General features: G+C 38.1%; 24 protein-coding genes. 22 read left to right on the forward strand and 2 right to left on the reverse strand.

All coding sequences use genetic code 11. The features are described 5' to 3' along the window. The 21 genes from ADI58_RS04690 to ADI58_RS04785 all read left to right on the forward strand — a co-directional run. Positions 1–2117: TOTE conflict system archaeo-eukaryotic primase domain-containing protein (locus ADI58_RS04690; protein ID WP_049521648.1), on the forward strand; the 2117-nt coding region annotated here is incomplete at its 5' end. Between the two features lie 25 nt (positions 2118–2142). Beyond that, complete coding sequence (locus ADI58_RS11325; RefSeq protein ID WP_000576262.1) at positions 2143–2316, forward strand: hypothetical protein; 174 nt, start codon at positions 2143–2145, stop codon at positions 2314–2316. A 200-nt stretch (positions 2317–2516) separates the two neighbouring features. Beyond that, on the forward strand, positions 2517–3104 hold the full coding sequence (rpoE, locus tag ADI58_RS04695) for a DNA-directed RNA polymerase subunit delta (RefSeq protein WP_031227756.1): 588 nt from the start codon (positions 2517–2519) through the stop codon (positions 3102–3104). Between the two features lie 236 nt (positions 3105–3340). Then, positions 3341–4948, forward strand: a complete 1608-nt coding sequence (locus ADI58_RS04700) for a CTP synthase (RefSeq protein ID WP_049521649.1) — start codon at positions 3341–3343, stop codon at positions 4946–4948. A 121-nt stretch (positions 4949–5069) separates the two neighbouring features. Beyond that, positions 5070–6143, forward strand: coding sequence for an N-acetylmuramoyl-L-alanine amidase family protein (locus tag ADI58_RS04705; RefSeq protein ID WP_049521650.1), 1074 nt, complete (start codon positions 5070–5072; stop codon positions 6141–6143). A gap of 249 nt (positions 6144–6392) precedes the next feature. Further along, entirely contained in the window at positions 6393–6692 is a 300-nt protein-coding gene (locus tag ADI58_RS04710; protein ID WP_049521651.1) for a DUF4651 domain-containing protein, read from the forward strand. After that, positions 6689–7006 carry a thioredoxin family protein gene (locus ADI58_RS04715; RefSeq protein WP_000615777.1) on the forward strand — a complete coding sequence of 106 codons (318 nt, stop codon included), beginning with the start codon at positions 6689–6691 and terminating at the stop codon, positions 7004–7006. The genes ADI58_RS04710 and ADI58_RS04715 overlap by 4 nt, the downstream gene beginning before the upstream one ends. A gap of 14 nt (positions 7007–7020) precedes the next feature. Continuing rightward, the gene (gene ytpR, locus ADI58_RS04720) at positions 7021–7647 is read left to right on the forward strand and encodes a YtpR family tRNA-binding protein (protein WP_049521652.1); all 627 of its coding nucleotides are present in this window, start codon (positions 7021–7023) and stop codon (positions 7645–7647) included. Positions 7648–7688: 41 nt separating this feature from the next. Beyond that, positions 7689–8450 carry an SDR family NAD(P)-dependent oxidoreductase gene (locus tag ADI58_RS04725; RefSeq protein WP_049521653.1) on the forward strand — a complete coding sequence of 254 codons (762 nt, stop codon included), beginning with the start codon at positions 7689–7691 and terminating at the stop codon, positions 8448–8450. Positions 8451–8526: 76 nt separating this feature from the next. Continuing rightward, complete coding sequence (locus ADI58_RS04730; RefSeq protein ID WP_000282465.1) at positions 8527–8922, forward strand: single-stranded DNA-binding protein; 396 nt, start codon at positions 8527–8529, stop codon at positions 8920–8922. Between the two features lie 87 nt (positions 8923–9009). Then, positions 9010–9975, forward strand: coding sequence for a substrate-binding domain-containing protein (locus ADI58_RS04735; protein WP_049521654.1), 966 nt, complete (start codon positions 9010–9012; stop codon positions 9973–9975). Continuing rightward, positions 9975–11312, forward strand: a complete 1338-nt coding sequence (locus ADI58_RS04740) for a sensor histidine kinase (protein ID WP_049521655.1) — start codon at positions 9975–9977, stop codon at positions 11310–11312. The genes ADI58_RS04735 and ADI58_RS04740 overlap by 1 nt, the downstream gene beginning before the upstream one ends. Continuing rightward, on the forward strand, positions 11287–11970 hold the full coding sequence (locus ADI58_RS04745) for a response regulator (RefSeq protein ID WP_049521656.1): 684 nt from the start codon (positions 11287–11289) through the stop codon (positions 11968–11970). The genes ADI58_RS04740 and ADI58_RS04745 overlap by 26 nt, the downstream gene beginning before the upstream one ends. Next, positions 11967–13259: an ABC transporter substrate-binding protein gene (locus ADI58_RS04750; RefSeq protein WP_049521657.1), complete on the forward strand. Its 1293-nt coding sequence runs from the start codon at positions 11967–11969 to the stop codon at positions 13257–13259. Before ADI58_RS04745 ends, ADI58_RS04750 begins: the two co-directional genes overlap by 4 nt. A 160-nt stretch (positions 13260–13419) precedes the next feature. Then, the gene (locus ADI58_RS04755) at positions 13420–13857 is read left to right on the forward strand and encodes a PTS sugar transporter subunit IIA (protein WP_049521658.1); all 438 of its coding nucleotides are present in this window, start codon (positions 13420–13422) and stop codon (positions 13855–13857) included. Positions 13858–13883: 26 nt separating this feature from the next. Then, entirely contained in the window at positions 13884–14378 is a 495-nt protein-coding gene (locus ADI58_RS04760; RefSeq protein WP_049521659.1) for a PTS sugar transporter subunit IIB, read from the forward strand. Positions 14379–14401: 23 nt separating this feature from the next. Next, on the forward strand, positions 14402–15244 hold the full coding sequence (locus tag ADI58_RS04765; RefSeq protein ID WP_033676368.1) for a PTS mannose/fructose/sorbose/N-acetylgalactosamine transporter subunit IIC: 843 nt from the start codon (positions 14402–14404) through the stop codon (positions 15242–15244). Then, the gene (locus tag ADI58_RS04770; protein ID WP_033683132.1) at positions 15225–16079 is read left to right on the forward strand and encodes a PTS system mannose/fructose/sorbose family transporter subunit IID; all 855 of its coding nucleotides are present in this window, start codon (positions 15225–15227) and stop codon (positions 16077–16079) included. Before ADI58_RS04765 ends, ADI58_RS04770 begins: the two co-directional genes overlap by 20 nt. Positions 16080–16378: 299 nt before the next feature. Next, on the forward strand, positions 16379–16663 hold the full coding sequence (gene groES / locus ADI58_RS04775; RefSeq protein ID WP_000917323.1) for a co-chaperone GroES: 285 nt from the start codon (positions 16379–16381) through the stop codon (positions 16661–16663). Between the two features lie 15 nt (positions 16664–16678). After that, positions 16679–18301 carry a chaperonin GroEL gene (gene groL, locus ADI58_RS04780; protein WP_049521660.1) on the forward strand — a complete coding sequence of 541 codons (1623 nt, stop codon included), beginning with the start codon at positions 16679–16681 and terminating at the stop codon, positions 18299–18301. A gap of 137 nt (positions 18302–18438) precedes the next feature. Continuing rightward, entirely contained in the window at positions 18439–19206 is a 768-nt protein-coding gene (locus tag ADI58_RS04785) for an epoxyqueuosine reductase QueH (RefSeq protein ID WP_000567567.1), read from the forward strand. Between the two features lie 224 nt (positions 19207–19430). Here the strand turns inward: ADI58_RS04785 and ntdP are convergent, their stop codons facing one another. Both ntdP and recX read right to left on the reverse strand, forming a co-directional pair. Further along, positions 19431–19964 carry a nucleoside tri-diphosphate phosphatase gene (ntdP, locus tag ADI58_RS04790; protein ID WP_049521661.1) on the reverse strand — a complete coding sequence of 178 codons (534 nt, stop codon included), beginning with the start codon at positions 19962–19964 and terminating at the stop codon, positions 19431–19433. Positions 19965–20052: 88 nt separating this feature from the next. Beyond that, on the reverse strand, positions 20053–20829 hold the full coding sequence (gene recX, locus ADI58_RS04795; protein WP_049521662.1) for a recombination regulator RecX: 777 nt from the start codon (positions 20827–20829) through the stop codon (positions 20053–20055). Positions 20830–20866: 37 nt separating this feature from the next. Between recX and rlmD the strand changes: the two genes are divergently transcribed. Then, positions 20867–22222: a 23S rRNA (uracil(1939)-C(5))-methyltransferase RlmD gene (rlmD, locus tag ADI58_RS04800; protein ID WP_049521663.1), complete on the forward strand. Its 1356-nt coding sequence runs from the start codon at positions 20867–20869 to the stop codon at positions 22220–22222. Positions 22223–22328: the final 106 nt, after the last annotated feature.

The raw sequence follows: 22328 nt of genomic DNA on the forward strand, positions 1-22328 counted from the left end.
TTCCGAGTCGAGAGGCTCGCTTGTTTGGAAAGAAACTGTTAGAACTGGCAATGCAGGAAAGTATGCAACTGTCCTTTGATTCTTTTGATCGCATGTTTCCAAATCAGGATGTTCTTCCTAAAGGTGGATTTGGTAATTTGATTGCCCTTCCTTTTCAAGGAGAAGCTTATCATCAAGGGCGAACGGTCTTTGTGGATGAACATTTTCAGCCTTATGAAGACCAATGGAGGTATCTACAAGAAATTCAGAGGGTTTCAACTGCTAAAGTGGCATTGTTAATCCAAGAGGAGTTAGGCAAGCAAGAATTGGATAAGGAGTTGAAGGTCGTCTTATCCAATATGATCCAACTTGAAAAATCGTCTGTGACACCCAAGACACTGTTTTTCTTGAAAAATATGGCTTCATTTTCTAATCCCGAATTTTATTTAAAGCAGGCTATGCGACAGCCAACCTATCAAATTCCTGAGCGAATGTATTTATTTGGAGAATCCGATCATTATTTATGGCTGCCAAGAGGCTTGCTGTATCCATTGCAAGATAAATTTAAGCAGGTATCTGTGGAAGATAGGAGAAAGGTACAAAGGTCTATTAGAGTGGAATTTAAGGGAGAACTCACTTTTGAGCAAGAGTTAGCCCTGTCAGATATGATTTCCAAAGAAAATGGTTTACTCCATGCGGAGACTGGTTTTGGGAAGACCGTTTTAGGTGCTGCCCTCATCTCTGAACGGAAGACCAAAACAATTATCCTAGTTCATAATAGGCAACTCTTAGACCAATGGCTGGATCGTTTAAACCATTTTTTGACTTTCGAAGAGGAAGAAGCTACCCGTTATACGGCATCAGGCCGTGAAAAGGTAATAGGCTATGTTGGGCAGTACGGTGGGACTAGGAAATGGCTGAGTAAACTGGTTGATATTGTTATGATTCAATCTCTATTTAAGTTGGAAAATAGTCAAAGTCTTTTGGATGAGTATGAGATGATGATTGTGGATGAGTGTCATCATGTCTCTGCCTTGATGTTTGAAAAAGTTGTTGCTCAGTTTAGAGGGAAGTATCTTTACGGTTTGACGGCTACGCCTGAGCGTAAGAATGGTCATGAGCCTATTGTTTTTCAGAGAATTGGTGAGATACTCCATACTGCTGATAAGAGGGAGACGGATTTTAAACGGCAATTGCAATTAAGATTCACTTCTTTTGGTCATTTGGAGATTGAAAAGACCAAAGCAAGTAATTTTATACAGCTTAGTGATTGGATTGCTACTGACTCAGTGAGGAATCAGATGATTCTCAAGGATATTCTAGACCAAGTGGCAGAAGGGCGGAATATCTTGGTTCTAGTCAATCGAATTCAACAGATAGATGTCTTTGAAAAATTATTGAAAGAGAAAGAGGTTGATGATTTTTATATTATCAGTGGAAAAACCAAAGTCCGAGAGAGAACAAGTTTACTAGAGACGCTAGAACAGCTAGATAAAGGGTTTGTATTATTGTCAACTGGAAAATACATTGGCGAAGGTTTTGACTTACCTCAGTTGGACACGCTTATCTTGGCAGCACCCTTTTCTTGGAAAAATAATTTGATTCAGTATGCAGGTCGGATTCATAGAAACTACAAGGATAAGTCTTTGGTGCGGATTTTCGATTATGTGGATATTCATGTTCCTTATTTAGAAAAGATGTTTCAGAAACGACAAGTAGCTTATCGAAAGATGGATTATTGTGTCATTGAGGGTGAGGAGAAACAATTCGTTTATGTTGATAGTAGATATGAGAATGTGCTGAGAGAGGACTTGGCAGGGGAAAGACAGGAGTGTATGCTTATTTTACCTTATGTGCACCAGACAAAACTGATGAGATTTCTAAAAGAATTTAGGATTAGTCAAATTAAGATATGTGTACCAGAGACGGTTGCAAATAAAACATGGATAGACCAGATGAAGAGCAAGAAAATTAAAGTGTCTTTTACTCAATCAAAAATAGTCACGCCTATTCTTTTGGTAAACAAGACCATTGTTTGGTATGGTGCAATGCCATTATTAGGGAAGGTAGATGAAATGACTATACTACGTTTGGAATCAGCTAGTATAGCTTCTGAAATAATAGCAGGTCTAGAATAGAGAAAATTTTAAAAAATTTCTATGTATGATTTTCATTTTGCAGGAACGAGAAGTCTTGACAGGCCAACGCCTCAATGAACTGGAAATCAACGGTATTCGTTTGACTAAGTTTAAAAATGGGGAAATCGGTATTGAATTCATCTGGATTGATACAGAAAACCCACCTCACGATGCCATCGGCTGGGTAGCGAAGAAATAAAAGTCAGTTTTAGACTAATTTCCACTTTGGTCAGGCAAGTGGAAGTTACTTTGAGAAGTTAGCCAATAAAAAGTCCTGTCACTTTCTCCCCCTTAACCTTTGACTATTCCGCAAAATTATCGTAAAATAAAGAGTAAATGATAAAATGAGGTCAGAGTCTGTTCGCTCTGGCGATAGTAGTATAAATGAGGAGAAACGCTTTGGAATTAGAAGTATTTGCTGGGCAAGAAAAAAGTGAACTATCTATGATTGAGGTAGCGCGTGCTATCTTGGAACTTCGTGGTCGCGATCATGAGATGCATTTTAGCGATCTTGTAAACGAAATTCAAAACTACCTTGGAACATCAAACAGCGATATCCGCGAAGCTTTGCCTTTGTTCTACACAGAGTTGAACTTTGACGGTAGCTTCATCTCACTTGGAGACAATAAATGGGGGCTTCGTTCATGGTATGGTGTGGACGAAATCGACGAAGAAATCATCGCTCTTGAAGAAAATGACGACGATGAAGTAGCACCAAAAGCTAAGAAAAAACGCGTCAATGCCTTCATGGATGGCGATTCAGATGCTATTGACTACAATGCAGATGATCCAGAAGATGAAGATGCATACGAAGCAGATCCAGCTCTTTCATACGATGATGAAAATCCAGATGATGAGAAAAATGAAGTGGAAGCTTACGATGCGGAAATCAACGAGATTGCCCCTGATGACTTGGGTGAAGACGTGGATCTCAACGAAGAAGACGACGAGTTTTCAGATGATGATTCTGAAAACATCGAGGAATAAAAATTAGCTATTGACAATTATCCTATTTTTAGGTATCATATTGTTCGGGCACCTCTTTTAGAGGTCGGGGCTCCCTAGTTCTTAGGGAGCTATTTTTGTTTTTTCAAGAAGTTATCTTCTTGTATTTTGGTTGTGAATCTGGTGCAGTCGTCCCAGATTATTCTTATTAGTAGGGTCTTGTTTTCTATGTCCCCTCGTAGTCAACAAGACCTTGAGCATTTTAGAAAGAGGAATCTATGTCTACGAAATATATTTTTGTAACTGGTGGTGTGGTATCGTCTATTGGGAAAGGGATTGTGGCAGCGAGTCTGGGCCGTCTCTTGAAAAATCGTGGTCTTAAAGTAACCATTCAAAAATTTGACCCTTATATCAATATTGATCCAGGAACTATGAGTCCTTACCAGCACGGGGAAGTTTTTGTGACAGATGACGGAGCTGAGACAGATTTGGACTTGGGTCACTATGAACGTTTCATCGATATTAATCTCAACAAATATTCCAACGTGACAACTGGTAAAATTTACAGTGAAGTTCTTCGTAAAGAACGCCGTGGAGAATACCTTGGAGCAACTGTTCAGGTTATTCCTCATATCACAGATGCTTTGAAAGAGAAAATCAAGCGTGCCGCTCTAACGACTGATTCTGATGTCATTATTACAGAGGTTGGTGGAACAGTAGGAGATATCGAGTCCTTGCCATTCTTAGAGGCCCTTCGTCAGATGAAGGCAGATGTGGGGGCGGATAATGTTATGTACATCCATACAACCCTGCTTCCTTACCTCAAGGCTGCTGGTGAAATGAAAACCAAACCAACCCAACACTCTGTCAAAGAATTGCGTGGATTGGGAATCCAGCCAAATATGTTGGTTATTCGTACAGAAGAGCCAGCTGGTCAAGGAATTAAAAACAAACTGGCCCAGTTCTGTGATGTGGCACCAGAAGCCGTTATCGAATCGTTGGATGTCGAACATCTTTACCAAATTCCACTGAACTTGCAGGCACAAGGTATGGACCAAATTGTCTGTGACCATTTGAAATTAGACGCACCGGTAGCAGATATGACAGAATGGTCAGCCATGGTGGACAAGGTCATGAACCTGAAAAAACAAGTTAAAATTTCTCTTGTCGGTAAGTATGTGGAGTTGCAAGATGCTTATATCTCAGTGGTCGAAGCCTTGAAACACTCTGGTTATGCCAACGACGCAGAAGTGAAAATCAATTGGATCAATGCCAATGATGTGACAGCAGAGAATGTGGCAGAGCTTTTGTCTGATGCGGACGGAATCATCGTGCCAGGTGGTTTTGGTCAACGTGGTACGGAAGGAAAAATCCAAGCCATTCGCTATGCGCGTGAGAATGATGTTCCAATGTTGGGTGTCTGCTTGGGCATGCAGTTGACTTGTATCGAGTTTGCTCGTCACGTTTTGGGTCTTGAAGGTGCCAATTCTGCAGAGCTTGCACCAGAAACAAAATATCCTATCATTGATATCATGCGTGATCAGATTGATGTTGAGGATATGGGTGGAACCCTTCGTTTGGGACTTTATCCATCTAAGTTGAAACGTGGCTCTAAGGCAGCAGCTGCTTATCACAATCAAGAAGTGGTGCAACGCCGTCACCGTCATCGCTATGAGTTTAACAACGCCTTCCGTGAGCAGTTTGAGGCAGCAGGTTTTGTCTTCTCAGGAGTTTCTCCAGACAATCGTTTGGTCGAAATTGTGGAAATTCCTGAAAATAAATTCTTTGTAGCGTGTCAGTATCACCCTGAACTGTCAAGCCGTCCAAACCGCCCAGAAGAACTCTACACTGCCTTTATTACTGCAGCAGTTGAGAACATTAATTAGCCAAATCAGAACCTTTGAGAAGAATCTCAGAGGTTTTTTTTACTTGCATATTTAGGATATGAGTTGCAAAATAAAAACATAGTGATATAATTAACATAAAAAATCCTAAGGAGGATCTACGATGAAAAAAATCACACTATTTAGTTTAGCTTTAGCAGGCCTAGCTTTGCTGGCTTTTCCACATTCAGGGCAGGCATTTGAGCTTAAAGAAGAATGGGTTGTTAAGTGTGGGGTGCAGTATCAAGATGGCAAGATTCTTCGATTTAATAATGGCCATGAAGTGGATATTAAAGTCTTGGATTTGCCAAAAACAGAGAAAATCGAGTGGACAGTTAGTCTCAATGGTCAAGATCAAACTGTCAATTTCCTAGGTCAAGAAAAGGACAAGTCTATGATTGGTATAGAAGGACGTTACCTGAATTTTTACGTACCTTATGGCTATAGAGGAGATATCAAGGTCGAGGCTAAGAGCGGAAACGAAGTAAAGACCTGGTCAACGAAAGTTGTGGATGATATTCATAATGATAGTGGAAAGAGAGGCTACTACCATATTAAAGAATCAAATGATCAATATACCTACCTTGATACAAAATGGGACTATCAAACCAAGACTTACACTGCTACCTTACCAGAGACTGTCAATGGTCAAAAAGTCTTTGCTTGGGCAGACTATAACAATGGCGAGTTGAAACTTGAAAAACTAAAATCTATCAGTCACAAATATGATGGAGGATCTTTCAAAGAACTTTATCCGATTGTAAAAGCAGAAAGTTGGCTAAAATCAAACCAAAACTGGTACTATCAAAAACAAGGCCAACTAGTTCAAAATGCTTGGATTAAGGACAAGGGAACTTGGTACTTTATGAATGATAAAGGAGTCATGTTCAATCAAACTTGGCTATATCAAGGTGGCAACTGGTATGCCTTTAAATCATCAGGAGCCATGATTGCTAGTGATTGGCTTTACGATCAAGGCAAGTGGTACTATTTATCAACTTCAGGAGCTATGAAAGCAAGCGCTTGGGTTTATGACAAGGGAGACTGGTATTATGTAAGTTCTTCTGGTGCCATGCAAGCGAATGATTGGATTAAAGACAATGGTAAGTGGTATTATCTAGCTTCATCAGGTAAGATGCTTCGCAATACCTACACACCTGATGGTTACTACGTTGACAACTCAGGTGCCTGGCGATAAGAATAATATTCTTCGAAAATCTCTTCAAACCACGTCAGCTTCATCCACAACCTCAAAACAGTGTTTTGAGCTGACTTCGTCAGTTCTATCCAAAACCTCAAAACGCTGTTTTGAGCAGCCTGCGGCTAGCTTCCTAGTTTGCGCTTTGATTTTCATTGAGTATAAGAAGTCCTTTTCCTTTAAGGAAGAGGCTTTTTACTTGCTTTTCTGCTGCTTCCTCATTTGTCCTAAAAACTTTTTTGTGTTAAAATGAATGGTATGAAAGCTAAAAAAATGTGGATGGCAGGTCTGGCTCTGCTTGGTATTGGGAGCCTTGCCCTTGCTACGAAAAAAGTTGCAGATGACCGCAAGCTCATGAAGACTCAGGAAGAGTTGACAGCGATTGTACGAAACCATTTTTCAGACATGGGGGAAATCGCGGCCCTCTATGTTCAAGTCTATGAAAGCAGTCTAGAGAGCTTGGTTGGTGGCGTCATTTTTGAGGATGGCCGTCATTATACCTTTGTCTATGAAAATGAGGACCTGGTCTATGAGGAGGAAGTCTTATGATACAACCAGCAAGTTTAGAAGAATTGGCATCTTTAGTAGAAAAAGATGGCAAGAAAGTCTTCCTTTTTGTGGCGGACTGGTGTGGCGATTGTCGTTATATCTATCCTGCCTTGCCAGAAATTGAGGAGACCAATCCAGAGTTCACCTTTATTCGAGTGGATCGAGACCAGTACATGGATCTAGCTAAACTCTGGGATGTTTACGGCATTCCTAGCCTTGTTGTTCTAGAAAAGGACAAGGAAATCGGCCGTTTTGTCAATCGCGACCGTAAAAGCAAGCAACAAATTAATGACTTTTTAGCAGGACTGAAATAGGAGAAAAGAAAACAATGATTTTTACATATAACAAAGAACATGTCGGTGATGTCCTTATGGTCATCGCGAAAAATAGCGGAGATGCCAAACTAGATGTGGAGCGTAAAGGCAAGGTAGCCCGTGTTTTTCTCAAAGATAATGGGGAAACAGTGGCTTGGAATATTTTTGAAGTTTCAAGTTTATTTGAAATTGCAGAGCGCGGTCAAGTCTTTTTATCAGATGAACAGGTCGCTCGTTTGAACCAAGAATTACAGGCGGAAGATTTTACAGAAGAAATTGTCAATGACAAGGAACCTAAGTTTGTTGTTGGTGAAATTGTCGAGATGGTAGCCCATCCTGATAGTGACCACCTCAACATCTGCCAAGTTGCAGTTGCAAGTGACAAGACAGTACAAATCGTTGCAGGAGCACCCAATGCGCGTGTGGGGTTGAAAACCATTGTGGCTCTTCCTGGAGCTATGATGCCCAAAGGCAATCTTATTTTCCCAGGCGAACTTCGTGGTGAAAAGAGTTTTGGTATGATGTGCAGCCCTCGTGAATTGCATCTGCCAAATGCTCCGCAAAAACGTGGTATTATTGAATTATCAGAAGACCAAGTTGTCGGAACACCATTCGACCCAGCTAAGCACTGGACTGCCTAGGAAGTTGTCAGTATCTGATAGAGCAGATAGAAGGAAATAAGATGGCAAAAAATGTAGTGATTACTGGGGCGACCTCAGGAATTGGTGAAGCGATTGCGCGTGCTTATCTGGAGCAGGGTGAGAATGTCGTTTTAACAGGACGACGGATAGATAGACTTGAAGCCTTAAAAATTGAGTTTGCAGAAACTTTTCCTAGTCAAACAGTTTGGACCTTTCCGCTAGATGTCACGGATATGAGCATGGTAAAGGCTGTCTGCTCTGATATTATAGAAACGATAGGTCAGATTGACATCCTAGTCAATAACGCAGGCCTGGCTCTTGGCTTGGCTCCATATCAAAACTATGAAGAGTTGGATATGCTGACCATGCTGGATACCAATGTCAAAGGTTTGATGGCAGTCACTCGCTGTTTCTTGCCAGCAATGGTAAAAGCCAATCAAGGACATATTATCAATATGGGGTCAACCGCAGGAATTTATGCCTATGCAGGTGCAGCAGTTTATTCAGCTACCAAGGCAGCAGTTAAGACCTTTTCAGATGGTCTGCGAATTGATACCATCGCAACGGCTATCAAGGTGACAACCATTCAGCCTGGAATTGTCGAAACAGATTTTTCTACAGTGCGTTTTCACGGTGATAAAGAGCGGGCTGCGACGGTTTATCAGGGAATCGAAGCCTTGCAAGCTCAGGATATTGCAGACACAGTAGTCTATGTGACCAGTCAACCTCGTCGTGTGCAGATTACAGATATGACCATTATGGCCAATCAACAAGCGACAGGTTTCATGGTTCATAAAAAGTAAAAAATTTTCTCGAAAAGTTACAAATTTCTGTAACTTTTTTTGATTTCCTACGAATAGATAAGTAGGAGGAAAAAATATGTATAATAAAGTTATCATGATTGGACGTTTAACGTCTACACCAGAATTGCATAAAACCAACAATGACAAGTCAGTAGCGCGAGCAACTATCGCTGTAAATCGTCGTTACAAAGACCAAAACGGTGAACGCGAAGCTGATTTTGTCAATATGGTCCTTTGGGGCAGACTAGCAGAAAGCTTGGCTAGCTACGCAACTAAAGGTAGTCTCATTTCAGTGGATGGAGAATTACGTACCCGTCGTTTTGAGAAAAATGGTCAAATGAATTATGTGACCGAAGTACTTGTGACAGGATTCCAACTCTTGGAAAGTCGTGCCCAACGTGCCATGCGTGAAAATAATGCAGGCCAAGATTTGGCGGATTTGGTCTTGGAAGAGGAAGAATTGCCATTTTAAACATTGAAAAGTCTGAGTTGCTCTCAGGCTTTTTTATAATGTCTAAATGTGTTACAATGAACTAGTTGAAACTTTTTGGAGGTTGGAATGAGTAGAGAATATACAAGAACAATCGTCAAAATTATATTTTGTACAGTAGTCGTATTTGTTTTTGCGATTTATACTCATGTGAGTCAGACAGATCCTATTCCGGGACAAATAAAAGTTGGAGCGACTTATATGACGATGAATAGTGAATTTTATAGACATTTACATAATGAGATTCAACGCTATTCTGATTTAGAAGGTCAGATATTGTATACTCGGGATGCAGAGATGAGTGAAGAAAAACAGAGTAAACAAATTGATGAGTTTATAGAGAAGCGAGTGAATGTTATTGTTATTAATCCGGTTAAGAGTGATAGCGAGCAAATTGTAGAAGCGTTAAGTAGGGCAAAGAATTTTGGAATTAGAGTTATAGCAGTAGATAGTCAGTTGAATAATATAAAAGTTGATACGAGCATAGTTTCTGATAATTACCATGCTGGGATATTGATTGCCAAGGATTTGATGAAACGTACCTCAAATGCCCATATCCTTTTGTTAACGCACAAAGATGCTTTATCAGCTAATCAGAGAATAACTGGTTTTTTGGATACAATAAAATCAGAAGAACATTATCAAATTATCTCAGAAAGAGAAACAGTTGGTCAAACAGAGCATGCTATGACTACTGTAGGTGATGCGTTATCTGAAGGTTTACAATTTGATGCTATAGTGGCTTTAAATGATAGAGCAGCTATAGGAGCTTTAGCAGCAATTAAAGAATTGAAAGTAACTTCAAAAAAACTTATTTACGGAATAGATGGTTCACCAGATATGAAGCATTTATTAGCTACAACAGATGAAGTGACAGGAACGGTTGCTCAATTTCCATCTCATATGGGTAGAAAAGTATCGGAAACAATAGATTTATTAGTAAAAAAAGAAGAAGTTGAAGAATTATATACTATACCTGTACAATTTGTTGATAAAAATAATATAATTCAGTTTGATATTAATGGGTGGCAGTAATGAAACAGGTAAAAGGTGTCCAGTATTCTATCATTTCGCTTTTATTAATTAATTTTCTAACCATTATATACAATGGAGCTTTATATATACAGATTACAAACTATGTAATTTCAAAGGGACAGATGATACTCTTATTGGGAGAATTAAATAATATTTCAAAATCACCTGACCAGATTTTTTGGTATTCAATTATTTTTTTGGTCGGTATTATTTTTATATCTACCTATAAAATGTATTCAACTGAGAAAAAATGGCCAATTTTTTCAAAATGGAATTTGTTTGAAATAGTATTAATGATTGGTGTTATATGGTCACAAAATCTGTCATACAATGGAATAATATTATTAGTTTTTGCTGATATATTCTATAGTTCAAGAGAGTTTCAAGACTCTGATAGTAAACGTTCTTGGATTATTTTTATTTTCTTGAGTTTTTTAATATTACTTTTAACCGACTATGAAATCTTGTCTCTATTTATAAAAGTTCCATCTCTAGCTACCTATATCCAATTTTATCCATCCTCCATACGAGGTGTAGTGTTATTTTTAGAAAATGCATTGACATCATTAAATGTTATTATTTTCATCATCTCTTTATTGTCTTATATCCTATACGTGATTAAAGAACATCATAATATTGAGGAAGAACTTAAAATGTTATCTAGAGTCAACACTGAATTGAATCATTATATATCGTTGTCAGAGAAAATCGCTGAAGATCGAGAAAGGAAAAGAATTGCTCGGGAAATTCATGATACTCTAGGTCATGCGTTGACAGGAATTTCAGCAGGGATTGATGCTGTTTCTGTACTAATTGATGTTCATCCTATCCGTGCTAAAGAACAGTTGAAAAATGTTTCAAATGCAGTTAGAGAGGGGATAAAAGATGTTAGGGGATCATTACATAGACTAAGACCAGGAGCTTTGCAAAATAATGGTTTAAAAGATGCTCTAATATTAATGATTAGTGAGTATGAGTCTCTATCTAAACTCTCTGTCGATCTGAAATATGAATGGGGAAATATTGATTTAGATGTGATACAGGAAGATACTATTTTTAGGATTATACAAGAATCTATGACAAATTCTGTTCGTCACGGACATGCTAGTAAAATGAGCATTCGCTTTGTAAGTGAGGATAACAACATAATAGTTTTGCACGATAATGGAATAGGTTTTGACGACTTACAAATTGGGTATGGCTTGAAACAAATGAGAGAGCGAGTTTCTATTTTAGGTGGTTCTATTCATTTTGAAAATAGGGAAGGATTTTACACTAAAATAGTTTTTCCAAAAATGGGAGGTGAAGTATATGATAAAGGTAATGATTGCAGATGATCAGGCGTTAATTAGAGAGTCCTTGCAGATCATTTTATCAGTATATGCTGATATTGATGTTGTATCCGTTGTTGGTGATGGTATCGAAGCTATGGATAACATTATGGCTGTAAAACCGGATATAATTTTAATGGATATTAGAATGCCCAGAATGGACGGAGTATTGGCTACAAAAGAAATCAAAAAACGTTTTCCCAATATAAAAATTATAATCTTAACAACATTTGATGACGACGAATTTATTTTTAGTGCTTTAAAATATGGTGCATCTGGCTATTTATTAAAAGGAGTTTCAACAGACGAGTTATATCAAGCCATTCAGACGGTGTATAAAGGTGGGGCTATGATTAATCCTAATATAGCTAGTAAGGTATTTCAATTGTTCTCGCAGATGGCACAGACCAATTTTTCTATTACTGTGAAGGAAGAGAATATTGAAAATATATCACTGACAGAATGGAAAATTATTCAGCAAGTGGCATTTGGAGAATCAAATAAGGAAATTGCCAGTAATCTTTTTTTGTCCGAGGGAACAGTGCGCAATTATCTTTCTATCATTCTTTCAAAACTAAATTTGAGAGATAGGACACAGTTAGCCATATGGGCTGTACAAACAGGTGTGACACAAAAGAATTTTTCGAAGGAAATGGATAAATGAAAGTAAAGCAATTGTTTCTAGCGATACTGTTTGTGCTAAGTTGCTTGAGTTTATTTCTTATTTGGGAAAACAAGCAGATAAAGATTATTAGACTGGGTTTTTATTCTGATTCTAGTTGGGGAATTCCTACAGGGAATAACAGCTATGTACTAGATGAGGCTATTAAGAAATTTGAAGAGCTTCATCCAGGGGTTAAAATTGTATATGATTCAGGTATTCCTAAGGAAGAGTATTCTAATTGGATTTCAAGTCAAATTTTAAAAGGTTCTGAACCGGATGTATTTCTATTATCAAGCGACCAATTATCTTTATTTGCATCAAAAGGTATTTTAAAAAACCTAAATTCCTATCTGTCTCAAGAAGCTGCCTCTAATTTCTATGATGTATCTTTGCAGGCAGCAAAATACGGAGATGATTTATACGGTCTTCCATATGAAAGCAATCCCATGTTGATGTGTGTAAATCAAGATTTACTTTTAAGAGAGGGCATTGAAATTCCTAAAGTAGGGTGGACACTGAAAGATCTATATGAGATTAGTAAAAAAATTACAAAAGATACCGATGGAGATGGAATCGTTGATCAATTTGGGATAACAGGATATAGTTGGAAAGAATCTCTAGCAGCTTTTGGCGTCACTATTTCTGAGAGTGGGATTCCTCGTATAGATTCGTCAGAAATGAAGGATGCTTTATCCTATATAAGGGGATTGAATCAATTAAACGGGCGCTACAAAGTAACCTATAAAGATTTTGATGAAGGCCATGTGGCCTTTTATCCAATGAGTTTGGCACAATATCGCACATATAAACCTTTTCCTTACCATGTGGCCAAATATACAAATTTTAACTGGACATGTATTTCATTGCCAACGACAAAGGAAGACATTCGTTCGACTGTAACAGATACTTCCTTATACGTGGTTTCTTCGCGTGCTCGCAATTCAAAACTTGCCGTATCGTTTATAGAATTTTTAACAAATAATCGTGAAATTCAACAAAATTTATTTAACAAGGGTCAAGGAAGCTCAGTGTTACCAGAGGTAGTGACTAGTTTGAAGAGCGAAGAGTTGATGAAGAAAGGAATGATTGGTCAAAATGCCTTAACGATTACTTCACTGGATTATATAATGAAAAATTCAATTACAACTATTTCAAAAGGAATAGATTCAAAATCATTGGTTGGAATAGAAGAAAGATTAGAAGCATTATCTATGGATGAAAATAACACGGATATTGAAGGTAGTCTTATTAAGTTACAAAAAGAACTAGATATAGGAGCCCTTAAATAGATATCAAGATTATTATTTCTTAAATAATACGAACATGGCAGATGTCTTTATTGACATTTGTCATTTTTTTATTGACATTTATCAATAAACTTTTGTGACATTTAACAATTATAAAGTGAAGATAAGGATGATAGAATGAAATCAATAAAAGGAGGGAAATATGAAGCATTTGATATTAGTCAGTCATGGAGGACTCGCAGAGGGATTGAAATCATCTCTTTCTATGTTTGCTTCGGATAAGGTAGATGATGTCATAGCGATTGGCTTAAAAGATGGAGAAAGTCTTGCAGGTTTTTCTGTAGAGGTCAAGAATGTTATTGCGTCTCTGGATGAAAATGATTCGGTTCTTGTTTTAGCAGATATTGTTGGGGGAAGTCCTTTAACAACTGTTGCAACAGTATTAGAAGAATTTGGAAAATTAGAGAATGCAACTATTTTGGGAGGTATGAACTTAACAATGGCACTTACAGCAGTAGTGATGAAAGACATTCTGACTGGAAGTGAACTTGTTTCTACGATATTAAACGAATCATCATCGGCTCTACAAGAATTTGAAGTCGGATCAGATGATAATCTTAATGAAGAAGACGATATTTAGTTATATAAGGAAAGGAATAAAAAATTATGGTAGTAACATTTGTACGAATTGACGATAGAATGATTCATGGACAAACAGTCACTAGATGGGCAAAAGAACATCCATGTGATGGATTAATTGCAGTAAATGACGCTGCTGCATCTAATAAGGTTTTAATTCAGGCATATAAAGGTGCGTCAGATAAAAAAACATTTGTTTGGACAAAGGAAGCGTTTAAAGAAAAATCATCTAAAGTAACAGAATCGGATAGTAGATATTTTTTGATTACTAAGAATCCAATTGATATGAAAGAAATTTTAGTAGACAAGGGCTTTATTCCAGGAGATGTTAAAGAGATTATTGTAGGACCTGCTAACGATAGACCAGGTGCTATCAAGTTGGGAAATAATCAATCAATTACTCAAGAGGAAGCAGTTGCACTAGAAGCAATTGAAAAAGCAGGATATAAAGTTAGATTCCAATTATTACCAGATGTATCTATTGGCTATTGGAGTGATTTTAAATCAAAATTTGGATTTTAATAATGAAATAAGGAGACAAAATGATGGAAATTTCTTGGATTCAAGCAGCTCTTTTAGGATTGTTTGCAAGTTTAGCATCGATGCCAGGTATGGGGGGATCCAGTATTGGTAACTATACTTTGGGGCGTCCATTAGTTGGTGGTTTAATTGTAGGTTTAATATTAGGAGATATAACAACAGGGGTAATCGTTGGTGTGGCTTTGCAGGTATTATATATTGCCTTAGTGACACCTGGTGGAACTGTATCTGCCGATGTACGGGCAATTTCTTATATCGGAATTCCGTTATCTATCCTATTTGTTCATGCAAATAATATTTCAGGTGAAGTAGCGATTGCAGCAGCAGCAGCGCCAATTGGAGCTGCGGTTGGAACAATTGGAACTGTTTTATTCTATGGTACAGCTACTATGAATTTGCTTTGGCAACACATTGGATGGAAAGCTGTAGAGAAAGGTGATTTTAAGAAGTTATATGCTGTTGATTGGGTATATCCTTGGATTTCACATTTTATCTTTTCTTTCTTACCAACAATGATTATTACAAAATTTGGACCAGATATGGTTGATCTTATGAAATTATATCTTCCGATGGATGGTTTTGTAATGAAGTCTCTATTTACTGTAGGAGCACTCCTTCCATGTGTGGGTATTGCAATACTTTTGAAACAAATTGTTACAAAAACAACAGACTTTATTCCTTTCTTTGTCGGGTTCACGTTAGCAAAATCTTTAGGCTTGAACTTAGTAGCAAGTGGTGTTGTGTCATTAATTTTTGCAGTAATTTATTATGAATTAGAAGTTATTAAATCTGCCCGTACGACAGCGGTTGTCAGTGATATGGGATTTGATGAAGAGGAGGATATTTAGAATGAGTCGAAAAAAAATATCAAGAAAAACATTGACAAAATCATTTCACCACTGGTTCTATGGACATCTGACATGTTTTTCTCAAGAACATATGCAAACTTTTGGATATTTAACTTCTATGCTTCCAATTGTAGAAGAAATGTATGATACTAAGGAAGAGCAAAAAGAAGCTATGCAAACATACACAGCATTCTTTAATACTGAGCCACAGTTGGGTTCTCTAGTAGTTGGGATAACAGCTGGTTTGGAAGAAGCGCGTGCAAATGGAGATGCCGTAGATAGTGAAACCATCAATGGAATGCGAGCTGGTCTAATGGGGCCTATTGCAGGTATTGGAGATTCACTTATTGTAGGAACATTAATTCCTGTTCTTTTGGGGATAGCTCTAGGTCTTTCTAAAGGAGGAAATATTTCTGGTGCAATATTCTATATTATTGCATGGAATCTATTAGTCTATCTTGGAATGCGTTTTGCTTATTTTAAAGGATATGAACTTGGAGATAAAGCAGTAGAATTTTTAGTAGGTCCTAAAGGTCAGGCGCTAAGAAAATCAATTAGTGTTGTTGGTGGTATGGTCATAGGAGCTGTTGCAGCAACTTGGGTATCTGTCACTACGGCGCTAGAGCTGAAAAATGGAGATGGAGAAACATTTTTAAACTTACAAGAAAAGATTGATGGTGTTTATCCAGGTCTTTTAACAGCAGGTTTTATTGTTCTATGTTGGTGGCTGATGGCTAAAAAGAAAGTTTCTCCAAATTGGGTGATGCTATTATTGGTAGTTATTGCACTTGTGGGAGTAGCCTTAGGATTTTTCAATCCAGGATTGAAATATTAATAGCATGTAAAAAAAGCAACGGTTTGTAATCGTTGTTTTTTATATATGCGTAATATAAGGATTTAGAGTTTCGGTATTTTTTATAAAAGAATTAACGAAAATACTAATTCCATGAATCATGTTCGTTAAAATTCTACATTATTAAAGTGCAAAATAGGATAAAGAAATTCATCTATTCATCCTCAGAAAGTCAGACTTTTTCCTTGACTATTTCTGACCAAGTGATACAATAGAACTATGAATTAGCACTCATGTATAAAGAGTGCTAATAATATGCAGTTCATCATGGAGGAAATCAGATGTTGAAACCATTAGGGGACCGTGTGGTCTTAAAAATCGAAGAAAAAGAACAAACTGTTGGAGGTTTTGTCCTCGCAGGTTCAGCCCAAGAAAAAACCAAAACAGCTCAAGTTGTGGCTACTGGACAAGGTGTTCGTACCTTGAACGGTGACTTAGTTGCTCCAAGTGTTAAAGCTGGAGACCGTGTCTTGGTTGAAGCCCATGCAGGTCTTGATGTCAAAGATGGCGATGAAAAGTACATCATCGTAGGCGAAGCGAACATCTTGGCTATCATTGAAGAATAGAAGGAGAAAGAAAGTATGTCAAAAGAAATTAAATTTTCATCAGATGCCCGTTCAGCTATGGTTCGTGGTGTCGATATCCTTGCAGACACTGTTAAAGTAACCTTGGGACCAAAAGGTCGTAACGTTGTGTTGGAAAAATCATTTGGCTCACCCTTGATTACCAATGACGGTGTGACCATTGCTAAAGAAATCGAATTGGAAGATCATTTTGAAAATATGGGTGCCAAATTGGTATCAGAAGTAGCTTCAAAAACCAATGATATTGCAGGTGATGGGACTACAACTGCAACAGTCTTGACTCAAGCAATCGTCCGTGAAGGAATCAAAAACGTCACAGCAGGTGCAAATCCAATCGGTATTCGTCGTGGGATTGAAACAGCAGTTGCAGCAGCAGTAGAAGCTTTGAAAAATAACGCCATCCCTGTTGCCAATAAAGAAGCCATCGCTCAGGTTGCTGCCGTATCTTCTCGTTCTGAAAAAGTCGGTGAATACATTTCTGAAGCCATGGAAAAAGTTGGCAAAGACGGAGTCATCACCATTGAAGAGTCACGTGGTATGGAAACAGAACTTGAAGTTGTGGAAGGAATGCAGTTTGACCGTGGTTACCTTTCACAGTACATGGTGACAGATAGCGAAAAAATGGTGGCTGACCTTGAAAATCCATACATTTTGATTACTGACAAGAAGATTTCCAATATTCAAGAAATCTTGCCACTATTGGAAAGCATTCTCCAAAGCAACCGTCCACTCTTGATTATTGCGGATGATGTAGATGGTGAAGCTCTTCCAACTCTTGTTTTGAACAAGATTCGTGGAACCTTCAACGTAGTAGCAGTTAAGGCACCTGGTTTTGGAGACCGTCGCAAAGCCATGCTTGAAGACATTGCCATCTTGACAGGCGGAACAGTTATCACAGAAGACCTAGGTCTTGAGTTGAAAGATGCTACAATTGAAGCTCTTGGTCAAGCAGCGAGAGTAACTGTGGACAAAGATAGCACGGTTATCGTAGAAGGTGCTGGAAATCCTGAAGCGATTTCTCACCGTGTTGCAGTTATCAAGTCTCAAATCGAAACCACAACTTCTGAATTTGACCGTGAAAAATTGCAAGAACGCTTGGCAAAATTGTCAGGTGGTGTGGCGGTTATTAAGGTCGGAGCCGCAACTGAAACTGAGTTGAAAGAAATGAAACTCCGCATTGAAGATGCCCTCAACGCTACTCGTGCAGCTGTTGAAGAAGGTATTGTTGCAGGTGGTGGAACAGCTCTTGTCAATGTCATTCCAGCTGTTGCTGCCTTGGAATTGACAGGAGACGAAGCAACAGGACGCAATATTGTTCTCCGTGCATTGGAAGAACCAGTCCGTCAAATCGCCCACAATGCAGGATTTGAAGGATCTATCGTTATCGATCGTTTGAAAAATGCTGAAGTTGGTACAGGCTTCAACGCAGCAACTGGTGAGTGGGTTAATATGATTGATCAAGGTATTATCGATCCAGTTAAAGTGAGTCGTTCAGCCCTACAAAATGCAGCATCTGTAGCCAGCTTGATTTTGACAACAGAAGCAGTCGTAGCCAATAAACCAGAACCAGTAGCCCCAGCTCCAGCAATGGATCCAAGCATGATGGGCGGGATGATGTAAGCTTTCTATAGAAAACAACTTATAAAAAACACAAAAGGAGGGAATGCCTATCCCTCCTTTTTATGCTATTCACTTCTAAATAGATTTGAGCTCTCCTAATTTATATGATAAAATAAGACTAGAAAAAGGAGAAGAACATGATCGATGTAGAAGAAATTCTGAGCAAGATGAACCCTAATCAGAAAATTAATTATGACCGTGTCATGCAGAAGATGGTACAAGTATGGGAGAAAAATGAGCAACGGCCAACCATTCTAATGCATGTTTGCTGTGCCCCTTGCAGTACCTATACCCTAGAATATTTGACCAAATACGCTGATGTGACCATCTATTTTGCCAATTCCAATATCCATCCCAAGGCAGAATACCATAAGCGTGCCTATGTTACCAAGAAATTTGTCAGTGATTTCAATGAGCGGACAGGAAATACGGTCCAGTATCTAGAAGCTCCCTACGAGCCAAATGAATACCGAAAATTAGTTAGAGGACTAGAGGAAGAGCCAGAAGGTGGGGACCGTTGCAAGGTTTGCTTTGACTACCGACTGGATAAGACAGCGCAAGTGGCTATGGATTTGGGCTTTGACTACTTTGGTTCAGCCTTGACCATCAGTCCTCATAAGAATTCTCAAACCATCAACAGCATCGGAATCGATGTGCAAAAGATTTATACAACTCACTATCTTCCAAGTGATTTCAAGAAAAATCAAGGCTACAAACGTTCAGTAGAGATGTGTGAAGAGTATGACATCTACCGTCAATGTTATTGCGGTTGTGTCTATGCAGCCCAAGCACAGAATATTGACCTGGTTCAAGTTAAGAAGGACGCCACAGCTTTCTTGCTGGATAAGGATGTTGAAAAAGACTATTCTCATATCAAATTTACAGTTACAAAATTAGATATATAAGGATAAGCCCAGCTGCAAAGCTGGGTTTTTATACTCTTCGAAAATCAAATTCAAACCGCGTCAACGTCGCCTTGCCGTATATATATGTGACTGACTTCGTCAGTCTTATCTATAACCTCAAAACAGTGTTTTGAGCAATCTGCGGCTAGTTTCCTAGTTTGCTCTTTGATTTTCATTGAGTATTAAAATAAAAAAACCAGGGATCACACCCCAGTTTGACAACTTTACCGATTCTTTAGTTCTACATAGCGCTTGTACCAAATGTTTACATAGGCTTCTGAGAAAGGACCACGTTCATTGTTAATCCAATCAACAAGAATTTTGACATGTTCTTTTAAAATATAGTCCAAATCATCAGAATAATTCATTTTGCGTTTGTGACGCTCATACTCCTCAACGTCCAAGAGACGTTTTTCCCCATCTGTAAAAATTTTAACATCCAAATCGTAATCAATATACTTCAGTGCTTCTTCATCCAGATAGTAGGGGCTAGCCATATTGCAATAGTAGGAAATTCCATTATCGCGAATCATGGCAATGATATTAAACCAATATTTCTTGTGAAAGTAAACAATAGCCGGTTCTCGAGTAACCCAACGACGACCATCACTTTCGGTAACCAATGTATGATCGTTGACACCAATAATGGCGTTTTCTGTTGTTTTTAGTACCATGGTGTCCCGCCAAGTTCGGTGGAGACTCCCATCATGCTTATAACTCTGAATTGTAATAAAGTCGCCTTCTTTTGGAAGTTTCATAACTAACCAACTTTCTACAATTTATAAGTTTATCGTTTACTATTGTACCATAAAATTGCCTAAAATCTGTGAATTTTACATGAAAATATTAAAGATATTCTCTGAGAGCGCTTGCTATATCCGAAAAATCGTAGCCCTTTCGTGCTAAAACTTGGGTTAAACGCTGTTTAAGTTCGTATCCTTCATATTTTCGGGCATACTTAGAATATTGCTTATCAAGTTCCCTGAAGATGAGTTCCTGAGTCGTTTCTTGGTCAACTTGACTATCCAACTGGTCAAAGGCACTTTTAGCATCAGAATAGGAAAAACCCTTGTTGGTCATATTATGGATAATCTTATCTTGCAAGGCGCGAGCTGGAAGTTTTCCTTCATATTTTTTCAATAGTTTATTAGCTACACGTTGAGCAACTTCAGAAAAATCAAATTCTTTCAAGTTCTCTTCTATAGTAGATTTTGAAATTCCTTTTTGTGCTAATTTCTGAGTCAGAATATAAGGCCCCTTATCTCCTGAAAGTTGATTGGCATTGATGATGGCATAAGCGTACTGACCATCATTAATCCACTTATCTTCTTTAAGATTAGCAATGACTTGAGAAACTATGTTTTCATTAATATCGTATTTTTTCAGATATTCTCTGACTTCTTTTTCAGTGCGCGCTTTAAAGGATAGGTGGTAGAGAGCTAGATTCTTACCGTAAGAAAATTGGGCAAAGTTCTGAATATCTTTCAATTCTTCTTGGCTTATAACCTTATCTCTTGATAACATGAAGCGAACAATAGTATCTTCAGTAATGTAGCATTTGTCGCCATTATCAAGCTCCATCAGATAGAGTCTTTTTTTCTTTTCAAGTTTTGTGATTTTCATAGTTCTATTATAACTCAAAATGTGATAAGATAGGGGTATGAATCTGAAAGTGAAACAAAAAATACCATTAAAAATCAAGCGCATGGGAATTAATGGTGAGGGAATCGGCTTTTATCAAAAAACATTAGTCTTTGTGCCTGGTGCTCTCAAAGGAGAAGATATCTATTGTCAGATTACTTCTATTAAACGTAACTTTGTTGAGGCAAAATTATTAAAAGTTAACAAGAAGTCTAAATTTCGAGTTGTGCCAGCTTGTACTATTTATAATGAGTGCGGAGGTTGCCAAATCATGCACCTGCATTATGATAAGCAACTGGAGTTCAAGACGGACTTGCTTCATCAAGCGCTGAAAAAATTTGCCCCTGCAGGATATGAAAATTATGAAATACGCCCGACGATTGGTATGCAGGAACCAAAGTACTACCGTGCTAAGTTACAATTTCAGACTCGAAAATTTAAGAATCAGGTTAAGGCGGGCTTATATGCACAAAACTCTCACTATTTAGTAGAGTTGAAAGACTGCCTAGTACAAGACAAGGAAACCCAAGTGATTGCTAATCGTCTAGCAGAATTACTTACTTATCACCAGATTCCAATCACGGATGAGAGAAAAGTTCTAGGTGTTAGAACTATAATGGTCCGACGAGCAAGAAAGACTGGACAGGTTCAGATTATTATTGTTACAAACCGTCAGCTTAATTTAACCCAACTAGTAAAAGACTTAGTTAAAGATTTCCCAGAAGTTGTGACAGTAGCTGTAAATACAAATACAGCTAAAACCAGTGAGATTTATGGTGAAAAGACAGAGATTATCTGGGGACAAGAGAGTATTCAAGAAGGTGTACTCGATTATGAATTTTCACTATCTCCTCGAGCTTTCTATCAACTAAATCCTGAACAAACAGAAGTTCTTTATAACGAGGCGGTAAAAGCCTTGGATGTAAATAAAGAAGACCATTTGATTGATGCTTATTGTGGAGTTGGAACGATTGGATTTGCCTTCGCAAAGAAAGTTAAAACACTCAGAGGTATGGATATTATTCCAGAAGCCATTGAAGATGCCAAGCGAAATGCTAAAAGAATGGGATTTGACAACACACATTACGAAGCTGGAACAGCCGAGGAGATTATTCCTCGCTGGTATAAGGAAGGCTACCGAGCAGATGCTCTGATTGTGGATCCACCACGTACAGGTCTGGATGATAAGTTATTAGATACTATTCTTACTTATGTACCAGAAAAAATGGTTTATATTTCTTGTAATGTTTCGACCTTGGCTCGTGATTTGGTACGCTTAGTAGAAGTCTATGATCTTCATTACATCCAGTCGGTCGATATGTTCCCACATACAGCTCGAACTGAAGCTGTTGTAAAATTAATAAAAAAAGTTTAAAAAAGGTGTTGACAAAAAACAAAAAGTCGGTATAATAGTAAGAGTTGAAAACAACAACTCTGGTCCGTTGGTCAAGGGGTTAAGACACCGCCTTTTCACGGCGGTA

This window comes from Streptococcus mitis (assembly GCF_001074635.1).
Lineage (GTDB): Bacteria > Bacillota > Bacilli > Lactobacillales > Streptococcaceae > Streptococcus > Streptococcus mitis_E.

Excerpts from the sequence above, each read along its gene's own strand:
- ADI58_RS11325 (WP_000576262.1), top strand. The coding sequence starts at position 2,143 with ATGATTTTCATTTTGCAGGAACGAGAAGTCTTGACAGGCCAACGCCTC.
- ADI58_RS04700 (WP_049521649.1), top strand. The coding sequence starts at position 3,341 with ATGTCTACGAAATATATTTTTGTAACTGGTGGTGTGGTATCGTCTATT.
- ADI58_RS04705 (WP_049521650.1), top strand. The coding sequence starts at position 5,070 with ATGAAAAAAATCACACTATTTAGTTTAGCTTTAGCAGGCCTAGCTTTG.
- ADI58_RS04710 (WP_049521651.1), top strand. The coding sequence starts at position 6,393 with ATGAATGGTATGAAAGCTAAAAAAATGTGGATGGCAGGTCTGGCTCTG.
- ADI58_RS04715 (WP_000615777.1), top strand. The coding sequence starts at position 6,689 with ATGATACAACCAGCAAGTTTAGAAGAATTGGCATCTTTAGTAGAAAAA.
- ytpR (WP_049521652.1), top strand. The coding sequence starts at position 7,021 with ATGATTTTTACATATAACAAAGAACATGTCGGTGATGTCCTTATGGTC.
- ADI58_RS04725 (WP_049521653.1), top strand. The coding sequence starts at position 7,689 with ATGGCAAAAAATGTAGTGATTACTGGGGCGACCTCAGGAATTGGTGAA.
- ADI58_RS04730 (WP_000282465.1), top strand. The coding sequence starts at position 8,527 with ATGTATAATAAAGTTATCATGATTGGACGTTTAACGTCTACACCAGAA.
- ADI58_RS04735 (WP_049521654.1), top strand. The coding sequence starts at position 9,010 with ATGAGTAGAGAATATACAAGAACAATCGTCAAAATTATATTTTGTACA.
- ADI58_RS04740 (WP_049521655.1), top strand. The coding sequence starts at position 9,975 with ATGAAACAGGTAAAAGGTGTCCAGTATTCTATCATTTCGCTTTTATTA.
- ADI58_RS04745 (WP_049521656.1), top strand. The coding sequence starts at position 11,287 with ATGATAAAGGTAATGATTGCAGATGATCAGGCGTTAATTAGAGAGTCC.
- ADI58_RS04750 (WP_049521657.1), top strand. The coding sequence starts at position 11,967 with ATGAAAGTAAAGCAATTGTTTCTAGCGATACTGTTTGTGCTAAGTTGC.
- ADI58_RS04755 (WP_049521658.1), top strand. The coding sequence starts at position 13,420 with ATGAAGCATTTGATATTAGTCAGTCATGGAGGACTCGCAGAGGGATTG.
- ADI58_RS04760 (WP_049521659.1), top strand. The coding sequence starts at position 13,884 with ATGGTAGTAACATTTGTACGAATTGACGATAGAATGATTCATGGACAA.
- ADI58_RS04765 (WP_033676368.1), top strand. The coding sequence starts at position 14,402 with ATGGAAATTTCTTGGATTCAAGCAGCTCTTTTAGGATTGTTTGCAAGT.
- ADI58_RS04770 (WP_033683132.1), top strand. The coding sequence starts at position 15,225 with ATGAAGAGGAGGATATTTAGAATGAGTCGAAAAAAAATATCAAGAAAA.
- groES (WP_000917323.1), top strand. The coding sequence starts at position 16,379 with ATGTTGAAACCATTAGGGGACCGTGTGGTCTTAAAAATCGAAGAAAAA.
- groL (WP_049521660.1), top strand. The coding sequence starts at position 16,679 with ATGTCAAAAGAAATTAAATTTTCATCAGATGCCCGTTCAGCTATGGTT.
- ADI58_RS04785 (WP_000567567.1), top strand. The coding sequence starts at position 18,439 with ATGATCGATGTAGAAGAAATTCTGAGCAAGATGAACCCTAATCAGAAA.
- ntdP (WP_049521661.1), bottom strand. The coding sequence starts at position 19,964 with ATGAAACTTCCAAAAGAAGGCGACTTTATTACAATTCAGAGTTATAAG.
- recX (WP_049521662.1), bottom strand. The coding sequence starts at position 20,829 with ATGAAAATCACAAAACTTGAAAAGAAAAAAAGACTCTATCTGATGGAG.
- rlmD (WP_049521663.1), top strand. The coding sequence starts at position 20,867 with ATGAATCTGAAAGTGAAACAAAAAATACCATTAAAAATCAAGCGCATG.